General features: G+C 53.6%; 7 protein-coding genes. All 7 read right to left on the reverse strand.

Going from position 1 to position 6,276, the window contains the following annotated elements; translation table 11 throughout:
• A partial coding sequence (locus tag ACO6UX_RS03035; RefSeq protein WP_422444755.1) for a hypothetical protein occupies nt 1-225 on the reverse strand: 225 nt, incomplete at its 3' end.
• Nucleotides 212-985, reverse strand: a complete 774-nt coding sequence (locus ACO6UX_RS03040; protein WP_422444757.1) for a hypothetical protein — start codon at nt 983-985, stop codon at nt 212-214. The genes ACO6UX_RS03035 and ACO6UX_RS03040, both read right to left, overlap by 14 nt.
• 325 nt (nt 986-1,310) lie before the next feature.
• Nucleotides 1,311-1,694: a hypothetical protein gene (locus ACO6UX_RS03045; protein WP_422444759.1), complete on the reverse strand. Its 384-nt coding sequence runs from the start codon at nt 1,692-1,694 to the stop codon at nt 1,311-1,313.
• A gap of 207 nt (nt 1,695-1,901) precedes the next feature.
• Complete coding sequence (locus tag ACO6UX_RS03050) at nt 1,902-2,594, reverse strand: hypothetical protein (protein WP_422444761.1); 693 nt, start codon at nt 2,592-2,594, stop codon at nt 1,902-1,904.
• 3 nt (nt 2,595-2,597) lie between these two features.
• Nucleotides 2,598-2,981, reverse strand: a complete 384-nt coding sequence (locus ACO6UX_RS03055; RefSeq protein WP_422444763.1) for a hypothetical protein — start codon at nt 2,979-2,981, stop codon at nt 2,598-2,600.
• Complete coding sequence (locus ACO6UX_RS03060; protein WP_422444765.1) at nt 2,929-3,234, reverse strand: hypothetical protein; 306 nt, start codon at nt 3,232-3,234, stop codon at nt 2,929-2,931. The genes ACO6UX_RS03055 and ACO6UX_RS03060 overlap by 53 nt, the downstream gene beginning before the upstream one ends.
• Nucleotides 3,235-3,642: 408 nt before the next feature.
• The coding region (locus ACO6UX_RS03065; RefSeq protein ID WP_422444767.1) for a transglutaminase-like domain-containing protein at nt 3,643-6,276 on the reverse strand (2,634 nt) is incomplete at its 5' end.

The following is a 6,276-nucleotide window of genomic DNA, read 5'->3' on the forward strand; positions in this document are numbered from 1 at the left end:
TTGCTGTTGTTGCCAGAGCCGGATGGTTCTGTTCAGCACAAAATCCTTGCCCCAGCCCGCCGGCCCTTCCACCAGCATGGCGGTGCGTCCCGAGTCATCCTTGTCCAGACTTTGCCAGTAGTGGTAGACCAGCTGCCGGACAGGCTCCGCAGAGAAGTCACCATCGGTGTTGGCGGCCTGCAGTCGTTGGATAAAATCAGTAAAGCTCGCGTCAACCCCCGCCAAAAGGGACGGATCTTCCTTGAACTGGCCCCGGTACCAGACGTTGAGGGTGTCTCAGCCGTTGCTGGTATTCCGTGGTTACAGCACCGGCCAGACTGTCCATAAATGCCCGCCTGATCAGGGCGTTGACTTGCGCTGGCGTGTCGTCGCCGGTCGCGGAACAGTGACGGAGAATCTGGCGAACGGTGGCCAGCACATCGGTGATATCTCTGGGTGTGGTCTGGTCCTGCAGCTCCCGGAACTGGTTGTACAGGGTTAATAGCCGGTCACGGGCCTGTTGTTTCAGGTGATCAGGCCAGGCCTGCGGTAGATTGGGCAGAATGATGGCGTTGGCCAGCACGGTGTCCGGCAAGGGGTTATAAAAGAAGGTGGGAATCCGTGATTTCAGCGTGTTATCCAGGTGCCGTCCCGAATAATGATCCGGATTACCGGTGAGAATAATCCGGTGCCGGTTGTTCAGTTCGTACTCCCGGCCCTGATAATGGAGCACCGGCGGCTGCCGGGTTAAACCGACCAGGGGGGCAAGCAGACCCTCTGGCACCAGGTTGGCTTCATCGAGCACCAGCAGGGGCGGATCTTTCGATAATACCCACTGCAGCAGTGGCCCTTCACAAAATTCGGTGCCATGATCCTCCGCCCCATTGCCCACTGAATAACTCACCAGCTGCGGTCCACCAAACATGACTACAGATTTGTGGTTGGGCTGATGCTGAAGCACCTGACAGTCTGGATAACCAGTCCTAGCCGCAATAATGCCGGCCATGGAAGTCTTACCTGCTCAAACTTCTGCCCTGCAGGAACACCACGGGATGTTCCCAAACCCTCCAAGGTTACGTACGCCAGACGCCGCTCCTGCAGGTTACAGTGATGCTTTTCTCGGGCAAGAAGGGCATCAGGCAGATCCTGACACGGCCCGGAGTAACTGATCATCAACAAAGAGCGGTGGCCGGTAACTCCCCGCCCTGTTGTGATTTCTGTTGGTCGGTCTGATTTAAGAATGGCGGCAATCTGGCTCTCCAGCGTCCCGGCCGTTTGGCTGATGATGGTGTCCTACCTGGGTGATGCCCGGTGAGCAATCGGGGTATCTTTTAAGGTTGAGCGCAGGTTCCCGTCAAACCAGCGTTTTTGCCGGACCAACCGAAGATCAACACCCAATCCCCATGCCAGGAGACGCTGCTGTGCCCGGGGGCGGCGGCGACAATATAGGTGGCCAGCTGGTTCACTACGTCGTGGGGTACGGGATACGGGTCTTGGCTGCCTTGGTGTATTGCCGTGGCCGGGCAGTGCCGGGCCAGCGCAAGGAGATCGGCCTTGATGTCCCTCGATTCCAGGGCCGGAGTGGTGGGCCAACTGTTGCTCCAGGGCGGATCGGTCGGCCCGGTTGCTCGGCGGAGTTGATCCGGAACATAACCAGCACTTTTCACCAGGGTAAAACTGCTCGTCTGCGGATCTTCGCGATACGCCTTGGCCAACAGCACATGCAAGGCTCGGCGTTGATGGCAGGAGCGGCAACCCACAGGCTACCGTCCAGCAGGCGTTCTGCCTCGGCCTGTTGCTCAAACCGATACTGAAAATCGTCCTCGATCCAGGGCGGCTTGTCCAGATAGTGCCTTTGACAGGATTGGGGCGAAGACATCGGCGCCGGGGAGTGAACCGGGTTTTCCGGTGCGGGTGGTTGGCTATCGGAACGGATTGAGCAGGGCGTTGATCAATGCTGAGCCGGTGGTTTGCTGCCCCGGGGGAGGCATGAAGGTGACCTGTGCCTTTGGCAGATCCATCTTATGCCCATGAATAAACAGGTAAGGGGCGGGCAATAACAGGGTTTCCAGGTTGGCAGCCAATTCCGGGTTGCGCTCCAGACCATAAAGGGTCGTTGGCGTCCCATTGACCAGGGCATCCAGCAGTCGACTGTTGGTCAGGGAAAAAGTGAAACGGCTCTGGCTGGTGAGGTTGACCTGTTGCAGGGATTCCAGGGTATCCCCGGGGTTGATCTGATAGGTAAAAGTGGCGCAGTGTGGGTTGCAGGCTCCCGTGGTTGGACAGTCACCAGCCCTTGCTGGGAGCAACAAATCGGTTGGCAAATTGGCAAACAACTGTGGTCTTTTACTCTCCGGTAATTCCTCCAGTCGGCACAATAACCATAACCACTGTTTGTCATCCAGCTCGCCAGTAAGCACCAGTTGCCTGCAACCTTGCAGCAGATTAGCGAGCATATCCGTTTGCACAACGGCAGTGCCCTCTACCATCACATGGCCTTTGAGACGCTCGATTGAGCTGCCGTTAATCACCACAAACGGGCTCTGGGAACAAAAAACGGTGCTGTCGCTGATCGACTGGATCTTTCCGGGCTTTGAGTTCGGTGGCACAGACATGGGCTACGGACAGGGATATCCGCTCAGGCAGCCGTACCCATTGTTTGTTGGCGGTGAACTGCCAACCCGTATGGCCGTTGCCTGGGCTGCCTGGAAGCCAGTGTCTTCCCAGGGTACAGGTTTTTCATTGTTAAGCACAAGGTGGGTATTTTCTTTCAGGTTGGCCAAAGCCCCTTCAGAAAAAACCAGGCGACCCTGATCATTGAGGGTGATACCACCAAACAGTTGATGGTACCAGTTGTTGGTGGTGGCAAAGTTGATGGTGACGCGGAGGGCATTGGCCGGGATGTCTTCCGTGGGTTTTTGGGCCAGTACAGTTTCATCGGTCACCGAATCAGCAATATAGCAGTCGGCTTCTGGTACGGCCTTTTCCGCAATGAGTCCCAATCTGCGCCAGGAGGTCGGGGCTGGCGGGCTTACTTCCGTCCAGCATCCCGTGGTCGGTCAGAAATACCCGCCGGATTTGGTCGCCCAGTGGTTTATCGTTACAATTTGGGCACACCTGAAGGAGGTCATTAAAGTTGGCAATATCACCGGGTGTCATGGCGGTCAGGTCAAACACCAGGGTCATCGGCTCATCCGTAAACAGTCGGCCTTCCGCTTTTTTTAATTGGCCGCCCTCTAGCCAGGTTTGTTGCATCAGGCCCTGTTTTTCCAGATCATCCAGCGCGCGAATGCAATAGGTTGCAGGCTGTTCATGGCGTAATTGATCAATAATTCGCTGTTGGGTTAACGGAGTATTGGCAAAATAGAACTCACCGGTGCTCAGGCTCTGATGGGCCGCTTCCTGATCCGTTGAGCGGGCGGTGGAGTGATCGCTTTGAAAGTGAGAGGTAACTTGACAGGCAGCGGGCAGGCCTTTGTCCTAAATCAGGCATTGGGACTTTTTGAGGTTCAATAATCTTGATCGCTTTGCTGGGGTATCGCTGAAGACTGCCTCGTCCATCGGAAAAATCCGATATTTTCCCATAAGTTTCCCACCCGAGGTGGTAAAAGAGTGGCGTTATTGTTTGACTTTGGCAAGGAGTGATAATTGATAATCTCATTCTTACGTTTTGTCCATTTGATCATCCATGCCTGATTTATGAATTGGCAAAGAAGTACAATCGAAGATAATGGGTTTGTAGATTGTAGATTTTGATATGTTCAGGAAAGCAGTCTCTCCGGACACAAGCTTTTCAGGGACGATAATGTAATTGCCGACAGGCTGGTGGTGGAGTTGTTGATGGATGCGATGCTGCGAAAGTCGCTCCAAAAGTGAGCGGCTCATAGTCATCGTTTTGACAAGTTTTATGCACCGCTGTGAAAATCGTTTACCACGATCTGTTACCGGATCAAGCTTGTCAATTTTTATGGATCTTAGAGAATAAGACATAAGCATTCGTTTTACCCGGCCTTTTAACTGACAGGAATCACAGAACCCGGAGAATGTCTGTAAGATGGCCAATAATACATATTTCAGAAATTCAGGCACTGAGCGGTAAAGATCACATAGCCAGTTTAAATAGTGCACATCAGGCTTTTGTGCATGTATCAGGGAGCATAATATCTTCAGATGCGAATTAAGGAAAGAATCTTTCACACTGCAATTGACCATATTATCCGCCATATGCTTATCCACTATATGCCAAGCGCTTTCTTCTATGATACTTTTCCAATCTTTTATGTTTTCACCAAACCGGTAAAACATTTGTGGTGATAATAGTATCTCCCAATAATCCGGAAATGTGCTGGTTTTTACCGGTCCTCTGTTGAATGCAGAATAGAAATCTTTAAATCTGTGCATAAACTCAGTCGAAGCTGATCTGTTTGTATTTGACTGTAAGTCATTTTTAATAATTTCAAGACAATAGTTAATCTTACTACCCAAAGAAAATCCCGGTGACTCAAGAATTTGGTCGGAATAGGCATCCCGCCTTTTAGCGGTTAGCTTCAGCTTGGAATTGTCTGGACGATGATAATCCCCCCAGTCGGGTTCTGTGATATCTGCAGTGGCCTGTCCGCCACCACCAAGTTGGTATTGTCGCCAGGTGTGGCCGCCATCGGGGCTGATCTCAACAAAACGGTGCGAAGCATTCGCTACTTGCCGCGCAGGAATACCCCAATAGTGGCAGAGCACCTGGAAAATCGTCGCCTTGTGTCGGCAAACCCCCTGTTTCTCCCTGAGCATATTCAGCAACAGCTGTTCATCTTGCCCGGTCACATTTTTGCTATCGGAAAATGTATCCAGCCAACCCATCAACGCCCTGAGTCGTTGCGGGATATCCGGGATCCCATGGATGTTACGCAGCTCTGCATAGGCTTCGCAGGTGTTCGTTTTGGGGTAAAAAATCTGCACTTCCAACAGATCTGCAAGCCGTTGACTGCACAATCCCTCTGGTAATGTCAGCCACTCGCCCGGTCTTAGCAGGGTAAAATAGGCTTGCTCGGGGGCAATGATAAAGTCCACCGTAACCGGTGATGCTGAGGCTGCCTTACTTTTGATTAACAGTTGCCCTGTCAGCTCGCTTCGGGCCAGCTCAATGGGGGTGTCCGGGGTGCAGCGCAGTGCCCGGAGCTGGTCTTTGGGCGTCATGGCAGGCAGGGGCTGCCACTGGTTATTCAGGATCAGCACAAACTTGCCGGGCAGTTCATCTGCTCCAAGGTTGGTCCGCCAGACGTTATCATCAGGCCATCCTGGCAACGATGTTAGCGTGCCATTTGTCCAGTCGATGGGGTAGTTGCGCAACCGGCCGTCTTCATCCAGACGGGTCTCCCGAAAAAAGAGACGATATTGGCGGGCATCGTAAGGGTTTTTGGGGAAGTACCTGGTGACCTTGTAGTGGGGGGGCACCAAAATATCGCCAAATTTACAAGGATAAGCCGAATGACCCGTTTGTTGCGGGTTTACCGTTGACCCGCTATTGCCGCTGATCTCCATATCTTGCTGCATGGCTTGTGCAATCGTCATGACGTCCTGATCTGTTGCCTCCGGTGTCACCGTGATTACCCGGTCACCACAACGGAGTTCAGGCCCGAATGTTACCGTGATGGGCGTCAACAGTCCGGGCATGCTATTGGCTATGGTCTCAAGGTCCCGGCGCCGTTGTTCTTCCTGCTGGATTCGTTCCAGGCGTGCGGTATCCTCCTTCAGCGGAGGCAGCGTTGTCTGCAAGGCACGAAAGGGCAGTGACAGGTGTTTTCGCAAGGCCTGATGCCAATGTTCAGGCCGCTGACTGGCCAGCTGCCGGGCGCTGCTGAACAGGTCGTCCAGTGCCAGTTGCACCGGGCGGTTCTGCTGATGCAGTGCTGTGGCCAGTTGGTGGAAGTGACCCGCCAGCCACTTGGGCAACCCATCAGGTATCTTGGGCAAACCCTGCACCAGCCCTTCCAGTTCTTCCGGGGTAAGGGCAGCCAGCCTGACCTGGGTGCAGCGGCTCGTCAGGGCCTTGCTCAGCGCTTCCCGTCCGGCAAAATAGCCGGGATTGATGGTGGCAAACAGGCGAAATCCCCGTGCTGCATGGCCGGTCAACACATTATTCAGCAACCCTTCTACATAGTGGCTGGGAATCAGGTTAAGCTCACTGATGGCGATCAGTTGCCCCCGGCTCATCGCTTGCTTGACGCTTTCTGCCAAAGAGGTCCACTGGTTCGGGTTGGCATTGATATGGACAAATGGGCGTACTGGCTGTTGTTTCCTCTC

The sequence above is a fragment of the Endozoicomonas sp. ALB091 genome (assembly GCF_049310265.1).
Taxonomy (GTDB): Bacteria; Pseudomonadota; Gammaproteobacteria; order Pseudomonadales; family Endozoicomonadaceae; genus Endozoicomonas.